The organism is Pantoea sp. XAF26B01_ASV70 (genome assembly GCF_054512635.1).
Genome location: NZ_JBTNCJ010000002.1, coordinates 270,777 through 296,778, shown reverse-complemented (window position 1 = coordinate 296,778; position 26,002 = coordinate 270,777). Strand labels below are relative to the sequence as shown.

Here is a 26,002-nt window from a genome sequence, read left to right as displayed (position 1 = left end):
AGATCGATAAGTTACCGGCGGTTAAGGCAGGGCAGAACACGGGAAAATCAGCGTCTGGAAAGAGTAAATGATCGCAGTCAGGATGAAACATCCCAACCGCGATAAACAGATAGCAGGGCGGGTTAGCGGATTTCCAGCGCGGTGAGCGCCGATAACAGTGCATCGACCTTAGGCAGGAACTGTTTACGGCGTGGCCACACCACGCTCAGCGTCAGCCCCTCGGGCTGCAACTGCGGCAAAATTATCTCCAGATCGCCCTGTTTCACGGCATGCTGAATCAGCCACGAGGGCATTTGTGCCACACCCAGCCCGGCGATGACAGCCTGCAGCTGGGCATCGACGTCGCCCAGTGCCAGCCGGTACGGCACCTCGCGCCAGTGCGGCTGACCATCTTCGGTGGTGAACAGCCAGGGTTTGGTGCTGCCATCTACACGCTCATAAAGAATGGCGCGGTGGTTCAGCAGTGCCGCCTCATCTTCAGGTCGACCCTCGCGTGCCAGATAAGCGGGTGAGGCACAGAACTGCATCTGCTCGCGGCCCATATTACGCCAGCCCAGCGAAGCAGGCAGGTCGGGCGCGCCGCCGATCCGTACCGCCACATCCACGCCCTCTTCAAACAGGTCCACAAAGCGGTCAGAAAAACTCAGGCTCAGAGCCAGTTCCGGGTGTTGCTGACAAAAGGGCATCAGCAGCGGCATCACATTGAGGCGGCCATAGGTGGTGGGCACCGCCAGGCGCAGGCGACCGGAAGGAATCGTTCGCTGTGCCGCCAGCACCGCTTCGGCTTCGGCCAGATCCTCCAGAATGCGCAGGCAGGTCTGGTAATAGGCGCTGCCCGCGTCGGTGAGGTGCAGGCTCCGTGTGGTGCGCTCCAGCAGTCGCGAGCCTAATCGTGTCTCCAGGCGGCTGACGCTTTTACTGATCGCCGATCCGGTCACGTGCAGACGCTCCGCAGCGGCGGTAAAACTGCCACACTCTACGCTGGCAACAAACGGCAGAATATCTTTGAGGCGATGATCGTGCATCGATTAATGAACTCAGGTTGAGAATGCTGTGAATAAATGCCAGAGATAAGAACTGAATTCTCTATTAGGCTTAGCATTACGCAAAATGAGGAGAAATCAAATGAAAAAGCATGCTTTGATTGTGGGCATCAGTGGCGTTATTGGTCGCGGACTGGCAGATAAATTACAGAAGGAAGGCTGGCAGGTCAGCGGTCTGTCACGCGGACGTGGCGCGGTACCTGAAGGTGTCACCAGCCTGACGGCCGATCTGACCGATGCGGATGCCGTTCGGGACGCGCTGAAAACAGTGAAACCGGATGCGCTGTTCTTTAGCGTCTGGGCGCGTCAGGAAAATGAAAAAGAGAATATCCGCGTTAACGGCGGCATGGTGCGAAATGTGATTGAAGCACTCGGCGACCGCTTACAGGGTTCGCACGTGGCGCTGGTAACCGGACTGAAGCACTACCTGGGGCCGTTTGAAGCTTACGGCAAAGGCGCTGTGCCAGTCACGCCGTTCCGTGAAGAGCAGGGCCGTCAGCCGGTCGATAACTTCTACTACGCGCAGGAAGATGAAGTGTTCGCTGGTGCAGAGAAGTATGACTACCGCTGGAGTGTGCATCGCCCGCACACCATCATCGGTTATGCCGTGGGCAATGCGATGAATATGGGTCAGACACTGGCGGTCTACGCAACGCTGTGTAAAGAGAAAGGCTGGCCGTTTATCTTCCCTGGCTCACCTGAGCAGTGGAACGGTGTCGTTGATATGACCGATGCGGGCCTGCTGGCTGAGCAGCTGCACTGGGCGGCGACCTCACCTAATGCCGCTAATCAGGATTTCAATGCGGTAAACGGCGATGTGTTCCGCTGGAACTGGATGTGGCCAAAACTGGCTGACTATTTCGGCATTGAAGCAGCGGAATACCCGGCGCAGATGATGCCGCTGGAAGATCGCATGCAGGAAGCCGCCAGTGCATGGCAGGCGATTGCAGAGCAGCATCAGTTGCGTGAATCGGATGTCAACAGACTGGCTTCCTGGTGGCATACCGATGCAGACCTGGGACGTCCGATGGAAGCCTTTACCGATATGAGTAAGAGCCGTAAAGCGGGCTTCACCGGCTATCGCAGCACGCTCGACTCCTTTACTCAGCTGTTTGATAAGCTGAAAGCAGAAAAAGTGATCCCGCAATAACCCAGCAGGCGCCGCATCAGGCGCCTGTTTTGTTTCTGACTGATAACTATACTCTGGCACTCAATCAGTAAATGGAGGATTGGATCCTATGGCGACATGTTTCATTATCGGCGCAGCGGGCAAAGTGGGCCAAAAGCTGACTCGTCAGCTGAGCAGTAAAGGCCATACAGTGACGGCGCTGCACCGCAAACCGGAACAGGCAGAGACGCTGCATGCCGCTGGTGCTAAACCGGTGGCTGGCGATATTCAGCAGCTGAGCGTGATGGCACTGGCAGATCTGATGACCGGTCACGATGTGGCTGTCTTCACGGCGGGTGCGGGCGGTGCCGGGATCGAGCTGACCAATGCCATCGACGGAGAAGGACTGAAGCTGGCGGTTGCCGCAGCAGAGCAGGCGGGAGTATCACGCTTTATGCTGGTTTCCGCTTTCCCGGATGCGGGTCGCGGCAAAACACCCTCAGAGGGATTTGAGAATTACATGCGGGTGAAGCGTCTGGCGGATGCGGAGCTGGTGGCGAGTAAGCTGGAGTGGGTGATCCTGCGACCGGGTACGCTGACCGATGAAGCGGGTACCGGCCGGGTTCATGCCGATCTGGCGATTCCGTATGGTGAGATCCCGCGCGAAGATGTGGCGGCGACACTGGTCGGCCTGATCGAAAATCCGGCGATTAAGTATCAGATCATCGAACTCACCAAAGGTGATGTGCAGATTGATGTGGCGTTGCAGCGATTGCTGCGGGGCTAAAAAAGGCTCGTTATCACAGCCAATACGCCTGAATGCGTAACAAATAAAAGCCCCGAAGTCGGGGCTTTTTTCTTTCTTAACGCATGTGCTACTTAACGCATTTCGCGCAGTGCGCGCGCTCAATGTGCTGGAAGAAATCGTTACCTTTGTCATCGACCAGAATAAAGGCAGGGAAGTTCTCCACCTCGATTTTCCAGATTGCTTCCATTCCCAGCTCGGGATACTCCACGCATTCCAGACTTTTGATGCTCTGCTGCGCCAGAACCGCTGCCGGTCCACCAATGCTGCCGAGATAGAAGCCGCCATGTTTATGACAGGCATCCGTCACCTGCTGGCTGCGATTGCCCTTGGCCAGCATGATCTTACTTCCGCCGTGCGCCTGCAGCAGATCCACGTAGGAATCCATACGACCGGCAGTGGTCGGGCCGAGTGAACCAGAAGCATAACCTTCAGGCGTTTTCGCCGGACCAGCGTAATAGACCGGATGATCTTTGATGTACTGCGGTAATCCTTCGCCGTTATCGATGCGCTCTTTGAGTTTTGCATGTGCAATATCGCGCGCCACGATAATAGTGCCGGTCAGTGACAGGCGGGTTGAAACCGGATAAGAGGACAGTTGCGCCAGAATCTCTTCCATTGGGCGGTTGAGATCAACCTGCAACGCTTCACCTTCGCCCTGCTGACGCAGTGCTTCCGGGATCAGGCGGCCTGGGTTGGCTTCCAGTTTCTCAATCCAGATACCTTCACGGTTAATCTTCGCTTTGATGTTACGGTCAGCCGAGCAGGAGACGCCCATGCCGATCGGGCAGGAGGCGCCGTGACGTGGCAGACGCACCACGCGGATATCGTGCGCAAAATATTTGCCGCCAAACTGCGCACCCAGACCGAGCTGTTGCGCCGCTTCCAGCAGTTCCTGCTCCAGCTGAACGTCGCGGAACGCCTGACCGTGCTCGTTGCCTTCAGTGGGCAGCCCGTCGTAATAGTGAGTTGAGGCGAGCTTCACGGTTTTCAGGGTGCTTTCTGCCGAGGTGCCGCCGATGACAAACGCAATATGGTAGGGCGGACAGGCTGCGGTGCCGAGGGTACGCATCTTATCTACCAGGTAATTTTTCAGCTTGCCCGGGCTCAGCAGCGCTTTGGTTTCCTGATAGAGATAGGTTTTATTGGCGGAACCGCCACCTTTGGCGATACAGAGGAACTTGTACTCATCGCCATCCACGCTGTAGAGGTCGATCTGCGCTGGCAGGTTAGTGCCGGTATTCACCTCTTTATACATATCCAGAGCGGCATTCTGCGAATAGCGCAGGTTATCTTCGATATAGGTGTTGTAGATACCCTGTGACAGCGCAGCTTCATCACCGCCGCCGGTCCAGACGCGCTGGCCCTTTTTGCCCATGATGATCGCGGTGCCGGTATCCTGACAGGTTGGCAGCACGCCTTTGGCGGCAATTTCAGAGTTCCTTAAAAACTGCAGGGCGACATATTTATCATTGTCGCTGGCTTCCGGGTCATCAAGGATGGAGGCGACCTGCTGCTGGTGGGCCGGACGCAGCATAAAAGAGGCGTCGTGGAACGCCTGCTGGCTGAGTAACGTCAGCGCCTGCGGATCGACTTTAAGGATCTCCTGACCCTCAAACTCGGAGACGGAGACATGCTCACGACTCAGCAGATAGTATTCGGTATCTTCGTGGGACAGCGGGAAAGGGTTCTGATAGACAAAAGGCTTGTTCGACATTTTTTCTCACTTAATGACCGGCTGAACCTCCGCGGACAGGCTGCGGGGCGCAACATCATAGGCGAATTAATTGTTTATTATGCTTCCCCACCGCGGGTGCGGTGGGGAAGTGCAGGAATGGTATCTTATAACGCGTTGATCTGCATGTTGTATCCGTCAGAACAACCACACCATCCACGGATAGGCAATCAGCATCATGGAGCCTAAGAAGATGGCACCGAAGATGGTTCCCAGACGCCAGTAGTCTTTGGTAGGCAGATAACCGCTGCCGTAGTAAATCGGGCTTGGACCAGTACCGTATGGCGTGATGATGCCCATCACACCCAGAGAGGTACACAACATCAGGCAGAAGACCGGCATATTGATGCCCGGAATGGAGGCTGCAATGGTCAGCATGGCCGGTAACAGCGCGGTGGTGTGTGCGGTGGTACTGGCAAACAGGTAGTGCAGCAGGAAGAAGGCGATTAACAGCACCACGGCCGAAACCTGTGGGTCATAACCCTGCAGCAGCATGCCACCCTCTTTACCTAACCAGGTAATAAAGCCAACGCGGGCCAGACCATCGGCCAGTGCCACCAGGGTGGCGAACCAGGCAAAGGTGTTCCAGGCCGGTTTATTACTGGTGATGTCATTCCAGGTCAGTACGCCGGTCCACAACATCAGAACGACCACCAACAGCGCCGCCATGGCAGGTTCGATCCACGAGGTGGCGAAAATCCACATCAGCAGTGCACAGACTACAAACACCAGCAGCAGGATTTCATTGCGGGTCAGTCTGCCCAGTTTTTCCAGTTCAGCGATGGCCCATTTCGGCACTTCATCATTGATTTTAACTTCAGGTGGGTAGAACCAGTAAGCCAGCAGCGGCATGGTCAGAATCAGCAGCACACCCAGCGGCAGGAAGGCCAGGAACCACATGCCCCATGAGATATCAAAACCGACGATGCTTTTTACCAGTGCCAGTGCCAGCAGGTTGGGTGCCAGCGCAGAGAGGAACATGGAGCTGGTAATACAGGCCGCGGTAATCGCTACCCACATCAGATAGGAACCGATTTTACGGGCGCTCGGGTCGTTAGGTTTAGAGCCGTAAAGCGGCGGAAGGTTGGCAATAATCGGGTAGATGGTACCGCCACTGCGCGCGGTGTTTGACGGCGTAAAGGGCGCAAGAAGCAGGTCAGCAAAGGTAATGGCATAACCCAGCGTCAGACTGCGGCGACCCAGATACTTCACCAGAATCAGGGCCAGGCGGCGACCAAACTGCGTTTTGTCATAACCTGCGGCGAACATAAAGGCACCGAAGATCAGCCAGACCGTGGAGTTGCCGAACCCGCTGACCGCCCATTTGAACGACTCACTGGCGACTTTGAATTTCGGGTTAGCCAGTTCAGCCGGGCTGAAGAGCAGAAACTGGCTGAACAGCGCGATGACTACCACGCCGGTCAGGCCGATCACCGCGCCTGGCAGGGGTTCAAAGATCAATCCGACAATCACGCCGACGAAGATGGCGAAGAAGTGCCAGGCGTAGGGTTCGAGTCCGGCTGGTGTGGGCACCAGCAACAGCAACACGGCAACGAGCACCGGCAGAGCAAGCATGATAGCTTTCTTTTTACCCGGCGCCGCAGGTGCGACTTTTGGGGGTTCAGTTACAGCTGAGAGTGGTTTCATAGTATTTTATCTGCAAGTTAAGAAGAATGCGATTTGCGCCCCGGACCTTCACTGATGACTTTCTTTCTTATTCTTAATAGTGTGAATAAACCGCGATGCACTGATTTTTTAATCGACTGCTTAGCTATTGAGCTGCATTTTTAAATCCATGTAAATATGATGCGATTTTTGCAAATATAGATTTTGATCCAGATCAAAGAAATTAATTCATTATTCCCCATTTTTAACATTTATTTTTTATTTATATTTACGGCATCGACATTTTGACAGTTCTGTGAAGCTGGTCGACAAATCACCAGCTCACGCAAACTGAATGCCTTGCTTTAACTTCTTGATGATAAACGATTTATTTTTTATGTAAACGAATGGTTGATTTTTGGTTACCCATGATTAACAATTAATATAACTTCACTTTATGCATTCGGCAAATAAAAACTCTAAATCATTTAAAAGTTAAAAAAGTAAATTTATCGCTTATGAAAGCAAAGAAAAGGGTATATTAGTCTCATGACATCGGACCACTTAATTAAGCGATAATTTGCGTCCGCTAAAAAATTTCCAGACTTTTAAATCTTGGAGTTTATCGCAATGAAATCTCTCACCCCCATCCTTAATCCATTGACTCTGCCTAACGGCGCTGTGTTGAAAAACCGACTGGTAATGGCGCCGATGACCACCTGTACCGGTTTTTATGACGGTACGGTCACCAGTGAGCTGGTCGAGTACTACCGCGCACGTGCAGGCAGCATCGGAACCGTAATCGTTGAATGCTGCTTTATTGACAACCGTGGCCCGGCATTTCCGGGTGCCATTGCTATCGACAGCGACAACAAAATTCCTGGTCTGAAACGCATCGCGGACGCGATTAAATCTGAAGGCTCTACGGCCATTTTGCAGATCTATCACGGCGGCCGTATGGTCGAACCGGAGCTGATTGGCGGCAAAACGCCGGTTGCGCCAAGCGCCATCGCGGCACCGCGTGAAGGGGCAACCAAACCCCTGGCGCTGAGCGCCGAAGAAGTCGAAACCATGATCACCAAATTTGGTGATGCGGTGAACCGCGCCATCAAGGCCGGTTTCGATGGCGTCGAAATTCATGGTGCTAACACCTACCTGATTCAGCAGTTCTATTCGCCGAACTCTAACCAGCGCGATGACAAGTGGGGCGGCAGCCGCGATAACCGCGCACGCTTCCCGCTGGAAGTGCTGGAAATCACCCACAAGATGGCTGAGCGCTTCGCCCATAACTCTTTCATCATCGGCTATCGCTTCTCGCCGGAAGAGATCGAAGTGCCCGGCATTCGTTTTGACGACACGCTCTATCTGCTGGAAAAACTGGCGGCGCGCGGACTCGATTACGTCCACTTCTCGGTAGGCCAGCTGCTGCGTCCGTCCATTGTCGATACCCAGGACCCGACGCCGCTGATTGAGAAATTCGTCGCGATGCGTTCGCCTGTGCTGGCAAAAGTGCCGGTGATTGGTGTTGGCGGCGTCGTCAATAAAGCCGATGCCGAACTGGCGCTGGAGAAAGGCTACGATCTGGTGGCGATTGGTAAAGCCTGCATCGCTTACCCGAACTGGGCTGACCGCATCATCAATAACGAACACCTCGATCTCTACATCGACAGCAACAAACGCGAAGAGCTGCAGATCCCGGAACCGCTGTGGCGCTTCTCCCTGGTCGATGCGATGATCCGCGACATGAGTGAATCGGGCCGTAAATACAAAGCGGGCGTCTATCAGGAAAAAGTCGAAGCCGAAGCGCTGAAACTGAAAATCAACGTCACGCTGGATACTGACCGTATCACCGACATCTCGCTGGTGCCGGATGACACCCTGGATGTGGACTTCACCACCACCTTTGAAAGCCTGCGTAGCCGCATCCTGGTGGCTAACAGCCCGCACGTCGATGCGATTACCGGTGCGACTACCCAGAGTGAGGCGCTGAAAAAAGCGGTTTCACGCGCGCTGACCACCTCCAGCAAAGAGCATGTGATTGAAGAGGGCGGCAACCCTAACGCACCGCAGAATTACGATGTGGTGATTGTGGGCAGCGGCGGCGCCGGTCTTGCGGCGGCGATTCAGGCGCATGATGAAGGTGCGCGCGTGGTCATCATCGAGAAGATGCCGACCATCGGCGGTAACACCATTAAAGCTTCAGTGGGCATGAACGCCGCGGAAACCCGTTTCCAGAAACTCAAAGGCATCGAAGACAGCAAAGAGCTGTTCTACGAGGAGACGCTGAAAGGCGGTCAGTTTAAAAATAATCCGGTGCTGCTGCGTGAGTTTGTAGAGCTGGCTCCGGAGGCGATTGAGTGGCTGGCGAATCACGGCATTGAGCTTAACGACATCACCATCACCGGCGGGATGAGCATCGATCGTACCCACCGTCCGGCGGATCGTTCAGCGGTGGGTGGCTTCCTGATCAGCGGTCTGGTTAAAAACATCAACAGCCGCAACATCGAAGTCCTGCTGGAAACCTCAGTCTCAGAAATCCTTTATGAGAACGGCGCGGTAGCGGGTGTGAGAGTGGTCGATGAGTACAACGACAGCCGTATCCTGAACGCGAAAAGCGTGATTGTGGCGACTGGTGGATTCAGTGCGAACCGTGAACTGGTAGTGAAATATCGCCCTGAACTCGATGGCTTTGTCACCACCAACCACAAAGGTGCCACCGGCAGCGGTATTGCCATGCTGGAAAAAATTGGTGCCGGTACCGTGGATATGGGCGAAATCCAGATTCACCCAACGGTTGAACAGACCACCTCTTATCTGGTCTCCGAATCCATTCGTGGCGGCGGTGCTATCCTGGTCAGTCAGGCGGGTGAGCGCTTCTACAACGAAATGGAAACCCGCGATAAAGTCTCGGCGCAGATTATCGCCTTGCCAGAGAAGAGTGCCTGGATTGTGTTTGACGAGCAGGTGCGGATGAATAACAAAGCGGCTGACGAATATATCGCCAAAGGCTTTGTGGTCAGCGCGCCAAACGTGGCAGAACTGGCGGTGAAACTCAACATGAGTGAGCATCATACGCTGGAAGCCACGCTGGCCCGTTACAACAACTTCGTTATCATGCAGAAAGATGAAGACTTCGGTCGTCAGACCGCGCTGCGTCATCCTCTGAGTGAAGCACCGTTCTACGCGATTCGTGTTGCACCGGGCGTACACCACACCATGGGCGGCGTCACCATCGACACCACCACCGCGGTGCTGGACAGCCAGAAACAGGTGATTAACGGCGCCTGGGCCTGTGGCGAGGTGGTTGGCGGCATCCACGGCGCGAACCGCATCGGCGGTAACGCAGTCGCCGATATCATTATCTTCGGCATTCTGGCCGGTGGTAACGCCGCCGCTTACGCCCGACGTTAAGGGTCGTCTCCGGCATCCGCGCTCTGCGGATGCCGTTCTATTCTCTTTAAAGCAGAGTCGCCTATGTTAACTGATGCGCGTGTCTATGCTTACTCCGCTGTCTTAATGGGTTCACCCATCCTGCTCAAACTCTTCGACGATAATCAGACCCTGGCCAGACAGGTCTTCCGCCTGATTAAACAGCAGGAGAATCTCTTCACGGTTAACCGCGCGGCGTCGGAAGTGATGGCGATTAATCACGCGGCAGGGCAGCATCCGGTGGTCGTCAGTCAGCCGGTGTTTGACCTGATCGCCTGCGCGCATGCGGTGAGCCTGCTGCCCGACAGCCTGTTTAATCTGGCTATCGGCCCGCTGGTGAAGTGCTGGAAAATCGGCTTTCAGGGCCACCGTGTTCCATCAGAGACAGAACTTCAGGCGCGCATGGCGCTGACGAATCCGCATGACGTTATTCTTGATGACACAAGCCGCAGTGTCATGCTGGCCCGGCCGGGGATGGAGATTGACCTGGGCGCGATCGCCAAAGGCTATATCGCCGATGTTGTGCAGGCTTTTTTGCGCCAGCAGCAGGTCAGCAGTGCGCTGATTAATCTGGGCGGAAATGTGCAGACAGTGGGTGCGCCGCCAGAAGAGGCGGGCTGGGCAATCGGCCTGAAAAAACCGTTTGGTGAGGCCGAAGAGCTGATCGGGGTGATCAGCGTGAATAATCGCTCGGTGGTGACATCCGGTATCTATGAGCGTTATTTTGAGCTGGATGGCGTCTGTTATCACCATATCCTCGACCCGCGTAGCGGTCATCCGCTGGATAACGACCTGCTGAGCGTCACCGTGATCTCTGACCGTTCACTGGATGGCGACATCTACACCACGCTGCTTTATGGCCTCGGCGTTGAACAGGGCATTGCCTGCCTGGCGGAGCAACCGGGCATTGAAGCGATATTTGTGACCCGTGACAGGCAGGTGATCTGCTCGTCACAACGTCACTTTTCTTTTCAGTTACTGGACACCGATTACCGGCTGGTTCACTGACAATATTGTTTGAGTAAAGTGTGATACTCCGGCTGCAGGCGATAGCGATAAACCGGACGGCCCGTGACCCCATAATGAATGCTGGTGAACAGGATATTAATCTGCGCCAGCCAGATCAGATACTTGCGGCAGGAGACGCGAGAGATATTCACCTCGGTTGCCAGTTCGTCGGTGGAGAACTCGGTACCCGGATGGGCGTCGATCCACAGACACAGCGTGCGCAGCGTCTGCGGTGTTAATCCTTTCGGCAGTCGCTTCTGCTCGCTGGCCCCCGGCGGATTGCCATGCAACAACTGATCAACGTCCGACTGCTGATAGAACTGATGATTATCCATCAGCGATTTTTTCTGTCGCCAGCCAGTCAGCGCCTCTTCAAAGCGGGCAAACTGGAAAGGCTTGATCAGATAATCCACCACACCGTAGTTGAGTGAGGTTTTGATGGTGGCGGCATCTGCTGCTGACGAGATAATAATCACGTCAACCGGACGTCCTGCGCTGCGCAGTTCCGGCAACAGGTCGAGACCGTTCTCCTGCTGCATATAGATATCCAGCAGGATCAGATCAACCTGAGGTTCGGCCTGCGCCAGCCGCTCTTTGGCCTGCTGTAAGGTTGAGGCGGTGCCGCAGCAGGTAAAGCCTGGGATCTGCCCGATATAACAGCGATTCAGCTCGGCTACCATGGCGTCATCATCGACAACTAACACATTGATCATTGGGTAATCATTCCTCTCTCCCACGGAAGTTGTACTAAGAATTGGGTGAATACACCCGGTTCCGACTCGACACTGACACTGCCGCCCAGGCTTTCGGTCTGCTGCTTAACCAGAAACAATCCGACACCGCGATCTTCGCCTTTTGACGAGACGCCACGCTCAAAAATGGCGCTGAGCTGCGTACCGCCGATCCCGGGTCCGTCATCACTCACTTCACAGGCTAACCAGCCATTCTGATAATGCAGCATGAGGTGGATTTCCCCTTCGGTTTCCGGATCCAGCGCCTCAAGCGCATTTTCGATTAAATTGCCCAGCACCGTAATCAATACCGCGCTCTGCTCCTCGCTGCCGCAGTCGGGCAGAAAACTCGCCTCATCGATAATCAGCTGATGGCCTTCATCGGTCACCCGGTTGATTTTGCTGAGCAGGAAACCCGCAATGATGGGCGATTTGATCTTTTGCAGCAGCGAACCAATCTCCGTCTGATAGGCGTTGGCGGTTTTCAGGATGTACTCTTCCATCTGCGCATAGTTTTTCATATGCAGCAGGCCCAGAATGACATGCAGCTTGTTCATGAACTCATGGGACCGTTCACGTAACGCGTCTACATAGTTTACCATGCCGTCCAGACGCTGCATCAGCTGGCTGATCTCGGTCTTGTCCCTGAAGGTGGTTACCGCTCCGATAATGCGGTCACGACTGCGAACCGGCACGGTATTGCTGATCAGGATGCGATTACCCAGCGTCAGCTCCTGATCGTGCCAGGCTTTGCCCGCATGCAGCGCATCCTGCTGATGGCGGTGCATCACGCTCTCTTCAGCAATCAGATCGCCGCTTAATGGCATCTTGCGGGTGGTCTCATGCAGCAGCTGCTGCGCCGCGTGGTTAATCAGGCTGACGCGTGACTCATCATCGACCGCAATCACACCCTCTTTAATAGAATTGAGGATCGCCTGACGCTGCTCGAACAGGCTGGAGATTTCATGCGGCTCCAGCCCGAGCAATATGCTCTTCAGGCGCCTGACCAGAATAAGAATCCCCAGCAGACCCACCAGGCCGCCAAATAAGACAGTCCAGACAATGTTCCAGCGGCTTTTGGCAATCTGCGCCGCCACATCATTCAGCGCAATGCCGATCGCCACCACACCAATCTGCTGATGATCTGCGTTATAAACCGGGGTAAATACCCGCAGTGCCTCTACCAGCACGCCGTGATTTACCGCCACATTTTCCCGCCCGCTGAGTGCCGGATAGATATCGTTGCCGACAAAATGTTTGCCAATCACCGCCGCGTTTGGGTGTGAAAAGCGAATGCCACGCATATCCGTCACCACCACAAACAGCAGGCCGTTGCGTTTGCGCGCGGCTTCAGCCAGTGGCTGAATCTGGCTGCTGCCGTCCGGTAACAGTAACCCACGCTGCACTTCAGGGCTGTCTGCCAGAGTGCGTGCCACTGCCATCGCCTTATCTTTAAGATGCGACTGAGCAAAGTTATCGATCTGCACAAAATAGAGCAGATGGACAGCGAGCAGCACGGTGACGATAACCGCGGTCATCATCAGGGTGGTCAGGGTACTGAGTTTCATGGGGCGTTTAGTCACGGCATGTAGGTTCTGTGGTTGGCTTGTCATTGGCGTTCAGCACGGGTGGGAGATCGCCCGGAAACATACGCTAACTGACCGCATCAGTACAGTTTTAGCGGTCTGCGCGCGGGCAATCGCCGGAGAACAATATTTGTGTTAGGGGATTGTATAATTCAAAGGACACCCTTAATGTGTGGTTAAAATATGTGAGCAATTCGGTAAGCCTTTTGTAATTAAATTAAGGCTAAATTGCTATTTTTAATTTTATAACTATTTTCACATTAACTCACAAATAACATTATTTTAAACTTTAAGGACTTTTTTTAACCAGTACCGTCTGAGCTGTAGATTAAAATGATGAATTCAAAGAAAGTTATTCCCACTCTTTCCCTCGCGGCCTTGTTAGTTTCTTCAGCACTGCATGCTGAAACTTCACCAGAAAAAACCGACGTCCTGTTAATTGGTGGCGGCATCATGAGCGCCTCAATGGGCACCATGCTGGAAGAGCTGCAGCCTGGCTGGAAACAGATCATGGTTGAGAAGCTGGATGGTGTGGCACTGGAATCCTCTAACGGCTGGAACAACGCCGGTACCGGTCACTCTGCCAATATGGAGCTGAACTATACGCCAGAGCGTAAAGACGGCTCGATCGACGTGACGAAAGCGCTGGAAATCAACGAAGCCTTCATGGTTTCACGCCAGTTCTGGAGTTCGCAGGTCAAAGAGGGTGTGATGCACGATCCGCGCTCTTTCATCAACTCAACGCCACACATGAGCTTCGTCTGGGGCGACAACGTCGACTTCCTGACTAAACGCTATGCGGCGTTACAGAAAACCGCGCTGTTCCAGGGCATGAAGTTCTCTACCGATCACAAGCAGATCGAACAGTGGGCACCGCTGGTGATGGAAGGTCGTGATCCACAGCAGAAAGTGGCCGCAACCTGGACGCCAGTCGGCACCGACGTAAACTACGGCGAAATTACCCGTCAGCTAATCGGCAGCCTGAAGAAGAATGACAACTTCCGTCTGGAAACCTCGTCTGAAGTCACCGATTTCAAACGTAACGGTGATAACTCGTGGCACGTCACCATTAAAGATGCCAAAAACGGTAACGAGCGTGCGGTTGACGCGAAATATGTCTTTATTGGTGCTGGCGGCGGCGCGCTGAAATTACTGCAGAAGACCGGCATCCCGGAAGCGGAAAACTATGCAGGCTTCCCGGTCGGTGGTTCATTCCTGGTAACCGAAAACAAGGCGATTGCCGATCGTCACCTGGCGAAAGTCTACGGTCAGGCGTCTACCGGTGCACCACCGATGTCCGTTCCGCATCTGGATACCCGTTATCTGGATGGCAAACGCGTCGTGCTGTTTGGACCGTTTGCGACCTTCTCAACCAAGTTCCTGAAAAATGGTTCACTGTTTGACCTGCTGAGCACCACCACTACCCATAACATCGTGCCAATGACCGATGTGGGTATGGATAACTTCGACCTGGTGAAATACCTGGTTGGCCAGGTGATGCTGACAGAAGAAGATCGCTTCGAAGCGCTGAAAGAGTACTACCCGGACGCGAAGAAAGAGGACTGGAAACTGATTCAGGCCGGTCAGCGCGTACAGATCATCAAGAAAGATGCTGACAAAGGTGGCGTGCTGAAACTGGGTACAGAAATTGTGACCGATCAGCAGAAAACCGTGGCGGCACTGCTGGGTGCTTCTCCTGGTGCATCGACCGCTGCGCCTATCGCGTTAAGCGTGATGCAGAAACTGTTCCCGGAAGAGTTTAAGTCAGCGGAATGGCAGGCCAAAATCCACAAGATGATCCCAGGCTACGGTCAGAAACTGAATGACAATGTGCCGATGCTGCAGCAGGTATGGAATGACACCGCTGCGACTCTGCAGCTGACCACGCCGCCGGTTATCAACATGGATGGCAAAGCAGCCGAGGCACCAGCAGCACAGCCTGAGCAGGCAGCGCCTTCAGCGAAGCACGACATGGCGCTGTAACAGCGACCTGACGTAAAAAAAGCCCGCACAGGTTATCCTGCGCGGGCTTTTTTATTGCTGCGTTTTCTGCCCGTTACTCCGGCTGGTTACCGCGCCAGTTGCCCCAGGGATCTTCTGCGGGTGCTTGATCCGCCTCTTCAGACGGTGCTTCGCGGGAGGCTGGTTCCTCTTTTAACGAGGCGAGATAAAGCGCTTCGACTTCAGCCCGCGCCCAGGGCGTGCGCCGCAAAAACTTCAGGCTTGATTTAACACTCGGATCGCTTTTAAAGCAGTTAATGTTGATCCGTTTTCCCAACTCCGCCCAGCCATACTGCGCGACTAAACTGTTTATCTGCATCTCCAGCGTTACGCCATGCAGAGGATCTTTTGAGGTTTGTGCGTTCATCATCTATCCGCCTGATTCATTCAATGCCGCACATCCTGACAATCGTAAAGCCGTTGTGCAAGGCGTGAAGGTGAAAAAGGGCGTGCCGTGGCGCGTTAAGCGCAGATTTCTGTGTCTGAGTTAACGTGACAGGCAGAAGAGTGCGCAGGCGTGCGGCGATTGTGCTAATCATAAGCGACTGATGATGCTCAAAAAGGATCTCCTGCCATGTCTGTGCCCGTCGATAATCTGCTCAGCTCCGCCAGCCGTAAACGTGCTCTGATTGCCGGTTCGGTAGGTAATTTCATTGAATGGTATGAGTTTGCCGTCTATGGCTTTCTTGCCACCGTGATAGCGCAGAACTTTTTCCGGCTGGAAGGGGAGTCAGCGCTGACCGGGCTTCTGCTGACCTATGCGTCATTTGCCATCGCCTTTTTCTTCCGTCCACTCGGAGCAATCATTTTCGGCCGGATGGGTGATCGCATCGGGCGCAAACCCACGCTGATTTTTGTGTTAATCATGATGACGCTGGCGACGGCGGCTATCGGCCTGGTGCCCACCTATGCCCAGTTGGGCATCCTGGCGCCGCTGATCGTGACCGGTCTGCGTATTCTGCAGGGCCTGTTCGCGGGGGGTGAGTATGGCGGGGCGGTATCGCTGATGACCGAGTTTGCACCGCGCGGTAAGCGGGGCCTTTATGGGGCGTGGCAATCTTTTACTGTGGCGCTGGGATTACTGGCTGGCGCGGGCATCGTAGCGCTGCTCTCACTGCTGCTGTCGCCGGAGCAGATGCTGAGCTGGGGCTGGCGCATCCCGTTCTTCATTGCCCTGCCGCTGGGTGTCATCGCGCTCTGGCTGCGGGTTCAGATGGAGGAGACCCCGGCGTTTATTCAGCAGCAGGCAAAACCCGTTGCAAAAGTTGACGCCAGCCTTGGCGATACGCTGAAAACGATCCTGCTCGGTATCTGTCGGCTGATGGTCTGGTCGGCGGCCGGTTACACCTGGCTGGTGATTATGCCGACGTACCTGCAGGCATCGCTGCACACCGGTTTTAACCAGGCGTTGCTGATTGCGGTGATATCGAACCTGGGCTTTGCTGCCACCATCATCCCGGCCGGCATGCTGAGTGACAGGATTGGCCGCCGTGCGGTGATGGTGACGGCGGCGGTATTGCTGCTGGTGCTCTCTCTGCCTCTGCTTAACATACTTCAGGCAGAGAGCACCGGGCTGCTGCTTAAAGCGCTGGTGGTGTTTATCGCGGGCGGAGTGGTCGGGTTGCTGGCCGGACCGGGGCCTGCAATGCTGGCAGAGATGTTCCCGACGCGGGTGCGTTATACCGGACTGGGTCTGGCCTATTCGCTTTCTAACGCGGTGTTTTCAGGCTGTGCCGGATTGATCATCACCGGGTTGATTAAACAGACCGGTAATCCCGATATCCCCGCCTGGTATGTGATGGCGACTGCGCTGGTCAGTATTGTTGCGCTGATGACCCTGAACAAAGATGACCATCTGCGTCTGCTGGATGAGCCACCGTCGCGCTAAGTGTCGGTAAGCGAGCTGAGCGGGAAATTCAGGCTGCATAAGTGCCATGCAGCCTTTTTTGGCAGGTCTGCCAGGAAGGGCAACAAACAAGCCTGCTTATCAGAAATGCAGTTGTAATATCACTGGCGTAACGTGCCGCTCTGTTCGGGCCGATGTAACAGGGTTTTATCCCGCAAGCGATTCAGCCGGGTCAAAGTCTCTGGCCTTCACGCTTCATCAACACCGCCAACAGGTCTGAAGCCAAAGAGGATGCTGGAGAGAAGGATTCAGACAAGGTCATTCACTTTGCGATGATGGCAAACTGAAAACCTGATCACGGCAATTAACTTTATGAGCATGGTTGTCGGCAATAATGATGACAGCAGCCATAATCATACCGAGAAGAATGATAACTATTTTACGCAGGAGCATAAGCGTTAATTCCTGTGAAATTAAACTATTCTTATCTGTAATATGTTATTCACTTTTATCAGTGACTTAACGTGAGTGTTGATTAATTATGGCTGAAGTAAAATCTTTATATATTGATCGCGATGCGGTTTTCCAGACTCTGCTGAAATAAAGGCGTCATGCAAATTATAAAATAAACGAAATCTAAATGAGGGAATAAAAGCTGTTAATTTATCTTGTGTCTGTTTGACTGAAAAGGGTTGAACCTGTATGGCTTCAGGCTGTGAAGAGGAAAAGCTGAATAACGGCCCACAGTTGAACACTGCGGGCAGCACGCTGGACCCGGTCGGGACTCATCCGACAACCGGATCCCGCTGGTGGCGGTCACATCACTAACTTTAAACAGATTACAGACTGAGAACGGTGTCGTCAGATTTCTGTTTCTCCGGCTGAGTGATGAAATCTTGTGCCAGATCGGCGACGATGGCTGCAACGGTTCGCACCGATTTGATCATCGAGATGCCGGTGCCTGTCGAAACGACGCCTTTGTCAAGATTTCCCAGTCGCATCGCCTGCCATAAAGAGTGGTAGCCATTCATTGCAGTGAACAGGGTTTCACGGTCAGCGCCGTGCGCATCAAGTTCTGCCAGCCTGGGGCTGAGCGGCGTTGGCAATGTCCGGTAATAAGCGGGCAGGGTGCGGAAAAGTAGCAAATCTTCTGCGCTCGATGAAACAATCAGCTGCTTAACCTTCTCATCCGCCGGGTTCTCCTGCGCGGTTAAAAACAGGCTGCCTATCCAGACGCCTTCTGCACCTAACGTCATGGCTGCACGCACGCCACGCACATCCCCAATGCCGCCTGCCGCCAGCACCGGAATTTTCACACTGTCAGCGATCATAGGCACGATGCTGAACGTTCCGATAATGCGTGATGGCACGGTGCCGCCTTCATCAAATCCGGTGGCGACAATGATATCGGCGCCAAGCTTTTCAGCCTGCTGAGAATTCGCTACGTCAGGCGTCAGCGCACGATAAAGGATTTTGATGCGATGTTGTTTCAGAAAATCGAATATTTCGGCATCAAGCACTTCATTAACTAAAACGACATCTACCTTCTCTTCAACAAACATTTCAGCGGTGGGCCGCCAGAAACTCATATCCGGCCCATTGATCAGGGTTGCCCCAAAAGGTTTATCGGTCAGCTGTTTGGTTTTTCTGATTTGCTCACGCATGCGCTCCAGCGCCATGAAACGAGAGTCTGGCAATGTATCCTGCCCGGCGTTGGGGCCAATTATGCCTAATCCGCCTGCGTTTGATACTGCGGCAACAAACGTTGCATTGGTCAGAAAGTACATGGGTGCCTGAATAATGGGATAGCGAATATTCAGAATTTCTGTCACACGGTTTTTCATCGCTTTTTCCTTATCCGGATACGGTGTAGCCAGACTTATTCGTTAAAATAAGAATTTTTTTACAGGCCGTTTTATTTTTATTCTCTTAGCCAAAACAGGGAGTTTAATAGTTGAAAATAAGAAGTAAATGGTCAGAATTGGGTACATGTTTGCCAGATATGGAAAGATAATGGATCTCAACGCGACAAAACTCTTTATTGCAGTCGTTCAGGCAGGCAGCTTTTCAGCGGCAAGCGAGAGAACAGCTATCCCCATCTCTACGCTGGTGCGGAAAGTGAACGAGCTGGAGCGGGCACTGGGTGTACAGTTGCTGGAGCGATCAAAGAAAGGGGTCAGGCCGACCTATAAAGGACAACAGTTCTTTGAGCAATCGCGACCTGGCCTTGAATTGCTGGAAGAGGCCACCAAAACGGTCAGGTCTGCGCACAAACTGGCGGGCAAGCTGAGAATATCGGTGCCGCCTGACTTCACCATCTGGTGGGAATTGCTGCATGCGTTTCAGCAACGCTATCCTGATATCAAAGTGTTTTGCCACTCAGGGGAAAGAGTGGTGGATCTGTTTGAAGATGGCATTGACGTGGCACTCAGGCTGGGCGAGTTGCATACCGAAGATGTGATTGCGAAACCGGTTATGAATGTCGAGGCATGGTTTGTTGCCACGCCTGAACTGGCTGAACGCTTTGGTCATCCGCAGACGCTCGCGGCGCTGGCGACGTGCCCGATAGCCAGCTGGGAAGGGCTTAACAGTGGTTCCTTTGAGTGGGTATCCGGAGACGAGAAGGTAAAATTTGAGCCTTTTTTTTCCTCCAACAACACGCAGGGCCTGCGTCATTACGCACTGAGCGGTGCCGGAGTATCGCTGTTGTTTGATTTTTTAGTGAAACCTGATGTGGAGAGCGGGAAGCTGGTGCGACTGCTGCCCGATTATCCGACTCACTCGATGCCTTTACATCTGGTCTATGTCCGGCACAAACATCCTTCAGCCATCACACTCGCGTATCTGGATTTTTGTGCTGAATGGGTAAGTCAATACAAAATCGGTTAGGGGCTACACAAAAGGGGCATAGGCGAAGATGTCCGGCAAACCAGCTCACAGGCGCTGTGGCCTCACCGATGAAAGAACAGGGGTAAACACAGTAAAAGAAAAGGCGCCCTGAGGCGCCTCTGATAGTGACCCTGACGCCACTATTTACACCAGCTGCTGTGCCGTGGTTTCCACCAATGTCAGCAACACTTTGATATCTTCCAGCGTCACTGTCGGATTCAGCAGGGTCATCTTCAGGCAGGTCACGCCATCGAACTCGGTTACACCAACGTTGGCGCGGCCCGATTCCAGCAGGGCATCACCGATGCGCTGATTCAGCAGCGCAATATCCGCACTGCTGAAGTGCGCCAGATGCGCCGGACGATAGCGGAACAGCACGCTGGCCAGTTGCGGTTTCATCACCAGCTCCAGCGCAGGCTGCTCATCAACGTACTGTGCAACCTGCTGCGCCAGTGTCACACCGTGATCGATGATTTCGGCATACTGTTTCTGACCCAGCGCTTCCAGACCCATCCACAGTTTCAGTGCATCAAAACGGCGGGTGGTCTGAAGCGATTTGGACACCAGATTCGGTACGCCCTGCGCTTCATCAAACTCAGAGTTCAGATAGGCCGCCTGGTAGCGCATCAGCTCATAGTGGCGTGCTTCCTTCAGCAGGAAAGCACCACAGCTGATGGTCTGGAAGAACTGCTTGTGGAAGTCCAGGGTAATGGAATCGACCAGCTCAATGCCATCCAGATAGTCACGATACTTTTCTGAGAGCAGCAGCGCGCCGCCCCAGGCCGCATCGACGTGCACCCAGATGTTCTCTTCGGCCGCCAGCGCCGCGATTTCACGCAGGGGATCGATCGCACCGGCATCGGTAGTACCCGCCGTGGCAACAATCGCCAGAATGTTTTCACCGTTGGCTTTGGAGGCTGCCAGTTTGTGGCGCAGGTCATCCATATCCATGCGGGCAAAGCGATCGCATTTCACCTGCGTCACGGATTGATAGCCCAGACCCAGCAGCGCCATGTTCTTCTGAACCGAGAAGTGCGCATTCTCTGAACAGAAGACTTTAATCTTCTTCAGATCGCCGGTTAAACCATCCTGCTGAACAGAATGACCCTGGCGGGCAAACCAGGCATCACGCGCCAGCATCAGACCCATCAGGTTGCTCTGGGTGCCGCCGCTGGTGAAGACACCCGCGTCGCCGGACTGATAACCGACCTGGGAACGCAGCCACTCAATCAGCTTCATCTCAATCAGAGTGGCTGAAGGTGCCTGGTCCCACGAATCCATACTCTGGTTGGTGGCGTTAATCAGCACTTCCGCTGCCTGGCTGATAACCAGGCTCGGGCAGTGCAGATGCGCCACACACTGCGGGTGATGAACCGACAGGCTGTCTTTGAGGAAGTACTCAATGGCGCGTTCAATCGCGGCCTGGTTGCCCAGGCCCTGAGGATTGAAGTCCAGCTTAATGCGCTCGCGCAGCTCTGCGACGGTTTTTCCCTGATACATCTCAGGTTGTTCCAGCCACTTCACGACGGCCGCGCTACTCTGGGCAATCGCCTGCTGGTAGGCCTCGGTACTTTGTGCTGAGGCCGCCAGAATCGGGTTTAACCGGGACATTGCATTCACTCCACTCAAACTGGTTTCACGCCAGCTGACAGCAGGGCGTTTTCAAATTTATCCATAAACACGTCCAGTTCTGCATCTGTGATCAGCAGGGAAGGCAGCAGACGTAATACGCTGCCGTGACGTCCGCCACGCTCCAGAATCAGGCCGTTCTCAAAACATTTTTTCTGTACCAGCGCGGAGAGCTCGCCGTCTGCCGGGAAGCTGCCCATGTGATCAGCGGCTTCGTCAGGTTTCACCAGCTCAATGCCGATCATCAGACCCAGACCACGCACGTTGCCGATTACCGGGTAGCGCTGCTGCAGCTCGCCCAGTTTGCCTTTCAGCCATTCGCCCTGTGCAGCAACTTTGTCAGCGATGTTGTTATCTTTCAGCAGTTTCAGCGTAGTCAGGCCGGTCGCCATTGCGAGCTGGTTGCCACGGAAGGTGCCGGTGTGGTGGCCAGGAGACCAGGCGTCGAACTCTTTCTTAATGCCCAGTACCGCCAGTGGCAGACCGCCGCCGACCGCTTTTGACATCACGATGATGTCCGGCTCAATACCGGCGTGCTCAAAGGCGAAGAATTTACCGGTACGGGCAATGCCCGCCTGCACTTCGTCGATGATCAGCAGAATGCCATGCTCTTTGGTCACTTTACGGATGCGCTGCAGCCACTCAGCCGGAGCCGGGTTAACACCGCCTTCGCCCTGAACTGCTTCCAGAATGACGGCTGCCGGTTTACGAACGCCGCTCTCAACGTCGTTGATCAGGTTTTCGAAGTAGTAGGTCAGCGCTTTCACGCCCGCTTCACCGCCAATGCCCAGCGGGCAGCGGTAGAGGTGCGGATAAGGCATGAACTGCACTTCCGGCATCAAGCCGTCGACGGCTTCTTTCGGTGACAGGTTGCCGGTAACAGACAGCGCGCCGTGGGTCATGCCGTGATACGCACCAGAGAAGCTGATGATGCCGGAACGACCGGTGTGTTTTTTCGCCAGTTTCAGCGCCGCTTCAACGGCATCCGCGCCCGACGGGCCGGTAAACTGCAGGCAGTACTCTTTGCCCTGACCCGGTAATAACGAGAGCAGGTACTCAGAAAACTCGTCTTTTAACGGCGTGGTTAAATCAAGAGTATGTAACGGCAAGCCGCTGGTAATGACATTTTGAATGCTCTGCAGAACGTCTGGATGGTTATGACCCAATGCCAGCGTTCCGGCACCTGCAAGACAGTCGAGATACTGATTATTCTCGACGTCTGTGATCCAGACACCCTGTGCTTTCGCAATCGCGAACGGCAATTTGCGAGGATAACTTCGAACGTTTGATTCAAATTCAGCCTGACGGGCTAAATAGGTTTCATTGGTTGCGTTTAAGTTCTGTGCATTCAAACTATCAATACGGACTTTATCCGTCATCATATCTCTCCTACAACCGGGACGGGCGTAGCGTCGCAGTTGAATAAATGTATTTAAATTGGGGTATGTGTTTTAAGCGCGGCCAATATAGGTGTTTTTAAGGTCCGACTCAACGTTTAATTTTATCGGCAGATAACAGATTCTTTGCTATAGGAATCAATCATTTGGTGAGTTTGTGAACGTATACATTATTGCCGCTTCGCTAGTCCGTTGTTAATAAGTGGCGTAAAAACACCAGCTTACCCGGCGCGGAGCGTGCTAAGTCAATGATAATAATCTGTGTAAATAGCTGTTTCCGGGGCAAAACGCTATCAAAAAGGGGCCTTTTCAGATGGAAAAAGCATAAGTCAGTTTGACTGAAGAAGCTGCATTTATAGCGGGTTAAAAGCGCAGACTAATTAAAATAATAAACCTTTTATTAACATTTAATTAAAATCTGGCGTTGTTAAAGCCTTTATAACGCGTCAGATCCACGTTACGACAGGAGATGATCAATAAACTGCGTTAAGTCAGCCATCCCTTCGCTTGCCTTTTTCTCCGACGGATTGATTGTCAGCAAATCGGCATAGCCGTTAAGCATCGCACTGATTTGCCGGGCGGTGCGTGGAATATCGGCACAACGCAGCGTTCCATCTGTGACGCCGTCACGAATTATCTCCTCCACCAGCGCCTGCCACGCTGCCGTCATCTGTTCTGCCAGCGCGGCATAGGCTTCGCGATGCGCAGCCATCTGCCAGAATGAAGCATAAAGTTGCCAGGTTGCATCCGGTGCGCTCGGCAGATGACTTTCGAACAGCGTCAGCAACCTCTGGCGGGGTGTGAGTAGAGTCAGGGAGTCAGCAAAATTTTCTAAATCCACGTGCATAAAGCGTTCAAGCGCTGCCAGGCAGAGCGTCTGCCAGTTGCTGAAATAGTGATAAATATGACTGCGTGAAATGCCCACCGACTCAGTGAGTTCCCGAGTGGTCACTTTTTCGATCCCTTTCTCGATAAATAACACTATCGCGGCATCCAGGATTTTGGTTCTCAGTGCTTCAGCTGACTCTTTCATCTCTCTCTCAATGAGTGTCACGTTGACTTTGAGCAACTGCTCAAATAGACTGCTTTTCGTTCTTGAGCAACCGCTCAAGACTCATGATATCAGAAACAGAAACTATGCATTCCTCAAAAACGATCCTGCCGGTAGCAAAACCCCGCAGCGCTATTCTGACATTAAAAATGCTCGGCCGTCGCCATAGCCGCAAGCTGTTCCTCACGCTGCTGCTGGTGGTGGCGGAAAATGTCATGTATCTCCTCTATCCGCTGCTGGCGGGCTTCGCTATTAATGCGATTCTCTCCGGCAGGACCTGGCATGCGGTGCTCTATGCGGTGATGGTGTTTACCATGTGGGCCATCGGAGCGGCACGACGCAGCGTCGATACCCGCACCTTTGCCCGTATTTACGCCGGGCTGGCCGTGCCGGTGATTGTGGCACAGCGTAACGAAAACCAGAGCGCTTCCACCATTGCCGCGCGGGTGGCCTTGTCACGCGAGTTTGTCGACTTTTTTGAGAAACATCTGCCGGTGCTGATTACCTCGCTGGCCTCTATGACCGGCGCCGCGGTGATGCTGCTGGCTATCGAGTTCTGGACCGGCGCGGGCTGTCTGGCGATCCTGCTGTTCTTCGCCTGTTTCCTGCCGGGATTTACCCGCAAAAACGATGTGCTGTTTGGTCGTCTGAATAACCGGCTGGAGAAAGAGGTGAGCTTTGTCAGCAACGCTAACGCTGCGTCACTGGACCGTCATTATGGCGTGCTGGCCAGCCTGCGGATCCGTCTCTCCGATCGGGAAGCCTGGGGTTATCTGGCCATCGGTAGCGTGGCAGCGCTGCTATTTGCTGTCACCATTGCGGTAATGTCGAACCGTGGCGGGACCAATGCGGGTCACATCTATTCGGTGATGACCTATATGTGGATGTTTGCCATGAGCCTGGATGATGGCCCACAGCTGCTGGAAAAATATTCCCAGCTGAAAGACATAGGTCGCCGGGTGAATACCGGCACACACTGATTTGGCCGATTCAGCCGCTGCCTTCTTTTCGGCGTTGTCTCAGTTGAGGGCTGAAGCAGCCGCCGGAGAGACCGGCGGCAACGGAGATGAAGAATAACGAGCCGACTCGGGACCGAAAGCGATCACGGCTCAGGGGAGGGGCTAATAATCCAGCTCACCTGGCGCAAATGCTCTGAATGCGTTATCAGATGGCGTATAGCCCAGCACTTCTCGCGTCTGTGTCAGATCAAAGCGCTTAAAGCGGTTATCGGAAATGCCGTAGCCAATAAAGAAGGTGATCTTCTCTGCCTCGACGGCGCCAGTCAGCAATCTGACGGCATCTTCCGGACTCAGCCATGCGCTGTAATCCCGTGCATTATGCAGGCTGTTATCCAGTGCAGGTTCAAACGCCCCGATTCTCAGCGCCACACAGCTCAACCCGTGCTGGCTGGCATAGAAGGCGCAAAGTGCTTCACCATAACATTTGGTGACGCCATACAGATTCGCGGGAGAGACGGCCATGCCGGGATGTATCTGGACATCCGCCGGGTAGCCCTCAATGGTCTGCGCACTGCTGGCAAAGACCAGACGACGACAGCGGTGCTCAACTGCTGCCTTGAGTATCCAGGTCGTAGAGAGAATATTGGCGGGCAGCAGATCGTCGAAACTGGCCTGCGCATCCGGGATACCGGCGAGGTGGATGACGGTATCGACAGGCTCTTCAGCCAGTAATTTCTCCGGCGCACCAGGTTGTGACAGATCCGCCACAATAAAACGATGGGGTGCGGGTATCGTGTAATCCGGCTCACGTAAATCGGTCAGGATAAAACGGTAGTTGTTCTGGCTGGCCGCAAAGAAAGTGCGCCCGATGCGCCCGCTGGCACCGGTAAGAAGGATAACTCTGGTCGTCATCTGCTGATTCCTGTTATGCAAAAGAAGCGCTGAGAGGTCAGTTAAACAGAGATTCACGACTCAGGCCTGCGTAGCTTTCCGGATTGTGATCTTAAACAGGTCGCTATGCGCCAGAGTGGCACGGATAAAGACCTACGTTACCGCAGCCTTCACTGTGCGCCAGATCACATAAATGGGTTGCTAAGCGCAGCCTGACTTTTTATAGTCTGCCCGCTTCACCCGGACGGGAACACGCTCTGCTTTCTCTCTCCGGCTCACTTCAGTTTTT

The 26,002-nt window shown here is 53.9% G+C and carries 20 protein-coding genes; 8 read left to right on the top strand and 12 right to left on the bottom strand.

The features are described 5' to 3' along the window. Positions 1-122 precede the first annotated feature (122 nt). A complete protein-coding gene (locus ACX8ZY_RS20855; RefSeq protein ID WP_010247278.1) occupies positions 123-1,025 on the bottom strand; it encodes a LysR family transcriptional regulator in 903 nt (300 codons plus the stop codon). Positions 1,026-1,125: 100 nt separating this feature from the next. Here ACX8ZY_RS20855 and ACX8ZY_RS20850 point away from each other — a divergent pair, with 100 nt between their 5' ends. Both ACX8ZY_RS20850 and ACX8ZY_RS20845 read left to right on the top strand, forming a co-directional pair. Then, positions 1,126-2,193, top strand: a complete 1,068-nt coding sequence (locus tag ACX8ZY_RS20850) for an SDR family oxidoreductase (protein ID WP_421665390.1) — start codon at positions 1,126-1,128, stop codon at positions 2,191-2,193. An 88-nt stretch (positions 2,194-2,281) separates the two neighbouring features. Then, positions 2,282-2,938 (top strand): SDR family oxidoreductase, encoded by a 657-nt coding sequence (locus ACX8ZY_RS20845; RefSeq protein WP_062759223.1) that lies wholly within the window; start codon positions 2,282-2,284, stop codon positions 2,936-2,938. Between the two features lie 88 nt (positions 2,939-3,026). Here ACX8ZY_RS20845 and fumA read toward each other — a convergent pair whose 3' ends face one another. Both fumA and ACX8ZY_RS20835 read right to left on the bottom strand, forming a co-directional pair. Further along, on the bottom strand, positions 3,027-4,673 hold the full coding sequence (fumA, locus tag ACX8ZY_RS20840; RefSeq protein WP_033780190.1) for a class I fumarate hydratase FumA: 1,647 nt from the start codon (positions 4,671-4,673) through the stop codon (positions 3,027-3,029). Between the two features lie 156 nt (positions 4,674-4,829). Then, positions 4,830-6,338: an anion permease gene (locus ACX8ZY_RS20835; RefSeq protein ID WP_010247273.1), complete on the bottom strand. Its 1,509-nt coding sequence runs from the start codon at positions 6,336-6,338 to the stop codon at positions 4,830-4,832. A 588-nt stretch (positions 6,339-6,926) separates the two neighbouring features. Between ACX8ZY_RS20835 and ACX8ZY_RS20830 the strand changes: the two genes are divergently transcribed. Then, a complete protein-coding gene (locus ACX8ZY_RS20830) occupies positions 6,927-9,707 on the top strand; it encodes a flavocytochrome c (RefSeq protein ID WP_421665517.1) in 2,781 nt (926 codons plus the stop codon). Between the two features lie 63 nt (positions 9,708-9,770). After that, positions 9,771-10,733: an FAD:protein FMN transferase gene (locus ACX8ZY_RS20825; RefSeq protein WP_421665516.1), complete on the top strand. Its 963-nt coding sequence runs from the start codon at positions 9,771-9,773 to the stop codon at positions 10,731-10,733. Here ACX8ZY_RS20825 and dcuR read toward each other — a convergent pair. Together dcuR and ACX8ZY_RS20815 are read right to left on the bottom strand one after the other, a co-directional pair. Continuing rightward, the gene (gene dcuR, locus ACX8ZY_RS20820) at positions 10,727-11,446 is read right to left on the bottom strand and encodes a two-component system response regulator DcuR (RefSeq protein WP_009093030.1); all 720 of its coding nucleotides are present in this window, start codon (positions 11,444-11,446) and stop codon (positions 10,727-10,729) included. The two genes, ACX8ZY_RS20825 and dcuR, sit on opposite strands and share 7 nt — an antisense overlap. Then, positions 11,443-13,077 (bottom strand): sensor histidine kinase, encoded by a 1,635-nt coding sequence (locus ACX8ZY_RS20815; RefSeq protein ID WP_425021208.1) that lies wholly within the window; start codon positions 13,075-13,077, stop codon positions 11,443-11,445. The genes dcuR and ACX8ZY_RS20815 overlap by 4 nt, the downstream gene beginning before the upstream one ends. Before the next feature lie 306 nt (positions 13,078-13,383). Between ACX8ZY_RS20815 and mqo the strand changes: the two genes are divergently transcribed. After that, entirely contained in the window at positions 13,384-15,033 is a 1,650-nt protein-coding gene (gene mqo / locus ACX8ZY_RS20810; RefSeq protein WP_033760335.1) for a malate dehydrogenase (quinone), read from the top strand. A 73-nt stretch (positions 15,034-15,106) separates the two neighbouring features. Here the strand turns inward: mqo and ACX8ZY_RS20805 are convergent, their stop codons facing one another. Further along, positions 15,107-15,418 carry a VF530 family protein gene (locus ACX8ZY_RS20805; protein ID WP_010247254.1) on the bottom strand — a complete coding sequence of 104 codons (312 nt, stop codon included), beginning with the start codon at positions 15,416-15,418 and terminating at the stop codon, positions 15,107-15,109. Positions 15,419-15,625: 207 nt separating this feature from the next. Here ACX8ZY_RS20805 and ACX8ZY_RS20800 point away from each other — a divergent pair, with 207 nt between their 5' ends. After that, positions 15,626-16,939: an MFS transporter gene (locus ACX8ZY_RS20800; protein ID WP_421665515.1), complete on the top strand. Its 1,314-nt coding sequence runs from the start codon at positions 15,626-15,628 to the stop codon at positions 16,937-16,939. 276 nt (positions 16,940-17,215) lie between these two features. On the opposite strand, the gene ACX8ZY_RS20795 is transcribed toward ACX8ZY_RS20800, so the two are convergent. Both ACX8ZY_RS20795 and ACX8ZY_RS20790 read right to left on the bottom strand, forming a co-directional pair. After that, complete coding sequence (locus ACX8ZY_RS20795; protein ID WP_254920067.1) at positions 17,216-17,350, bottom strand: hypothetical protein; 135 nt, start codon at positions 17,348-17,350, stop codon at positions 17,216-17,218. Between the two features lie 386 nt (positions 17,351-17,736). Then, positions 17,737-18,741, bottom strand: a complete 1,005-nt coding sequence (locus tag ACX8ZY_RS20790; RefSeq protein WP_421665514.1) for an NAD(P)H-dependent flavin oxidoreductase — start codon at positions 18,739-18,741, stop codon at positions 17,737-17,739. Between the two features lie 169 nt (positions 18,742-18,910). Here ACX8ZY_RS20790 and ACX8ZY_RS20785 point away from each other — a divergent pair, with 169 nt between their 5' ends. Then, the gene (locus ACX8ZY_RS20785; RefSeq protein ID WP_421665513.1) at positions 18,911-19,786 is read left to right on the top strand and encodes a LysR family transcriptional regulator; all 876 of its coding nucleotides are present in this window, start codon (positions 18,911-18,913) and stop codon (positions 19,784-19,786) included. Between the two features lie 144 nt (positions 19,787-19,930). On the opposite strand, the gene ACX8ZY_RS20780 is transcribed toward ACX8ZY_RS20785, so the two are convergent. The 3 genes from ACX8ZY_RS20780 to ACX8ZY_RS20770 form a co-directional block, all read right to left on the bottom strand. Then, a complete protein-coding gene (locus ACX8ZY_RS20780; RefSeq protein ID WP_010247242.1) occupies positions 19,931-21,397 on the bottom strand; it encodes a pyridoxal phosphate-dependent decarboxylase family protein in 1,467 nt (488 codons plus the stop codon). A gap of 14 nt (positions 21,398-21,411) precedes the next feature. Continuing rightward, a complete protein-coding gene (locus tag ACX8ZY_RS20775) occupies positions 21,412-22,797 on the bottom strand; it encodes a diaminobutyrate--2-oxoglutarate transaminase (RefSeq protein WP_010247239.1) in 1,386 nt (461 codons plus the stop codon). Positions 22,798-23,269: 472 nt separating this feature from the next. Continuing rightward, positions 23,270-23,845 carry a TetR/AcrR family transcriptional regulator gene (locus ACX8ZY_RS20770; protein ID WP_421665512.1) on the bottom strand — a complete coding sequence of 192 codons (576 nt, stop codon included), beginning with the start codon at positions 23,843-23,845 and terminating at the stop codon, positions 23,270-23,272. A 104-nt stretch (positions 23,846-23,949) separates the two neighbouring features. Here ACX8ZY_RS20770 and ACX8ZY_RS20765 point away from each other — a divergent pair, with 104 nt between their 5' ends. Further along, on the top strand, positions 23,950-24,843 hold the full coding sequence (locus ACX8ZY_RS20765) for an ABC transporter six-transmembrane domain-containing protein (RefSeq protein WP_033773905.1): 894 nt from the start codon (positions 23,950-23,952) through the stop codon (positions 24,841-24,843). 141 nt (positions 24,844-24,984) lie between these two features. Here the strand turns inward: ACX8ZY_RS20765 and ACX8ZY_RS20760 are convergent, their stop codons facing one another. Beyond that, positions 24,985-25,734: an NAD-dependent epimerase/dehydratase family protein gene (locus tag ACX8ZY_RS20760; RefSeq protein ID WP_421665511.1), complete on the bottom strand. Its 750-nt coding sequence runs from the start codon at positions 25,732-25,734 to the stop codon at positions 24,985-24,987. Positions 25,735-26,002: the final 268 nt, after the last annotated feature.